The organism is Dellaglioa sp. CoH-56-MRSF-12 (assembly GCF_056782075.1).
Genome location: NZ_JBXAYD010000128.1, coordinates 1 through 257 on the forward strand (window position 1 = coordinate 1; position 257 = coordinate 257).

A 257-nucleotide genomic window follows, 5' to 3' on the forward strand; every position below is an offset into this window, starting at 1 on the left:
GCCGCCCTTGCGCGCGAAGTTGAAGGTGAGCCGCGCGCCCCACAGCGTCACGAGCCCGGCCATCAGGTCCAGCCGGGCGTCCTGCAGGCCGGCCGCCGCCGCGAACACCCACACGTAGACCACGGGGACGACCGACCAGATCCGGTCGACCCACGAGTGCTCCCCGGTGACCAGCGACAGCACCCAGGTCGCGGCGCAGACGCCCGCGAGGATCCAGAGACACACGAAGAAGGGCTCCACGCCCCACATCCTAGGGT

1 protein-coding gene is annotated in these 257 nt (G+C 71.2%); it reads right to left on the bottom strand.

Translation table 11 applies throughout. From position 1 onward, the window contains the following. Positions 1-257: DUF1295 domain-containing protein (locus AC1RPY_RS08040; protein WP_481763159.1), on the bottom strand; the 257-nt coding region annotated here is incomplete at both ends.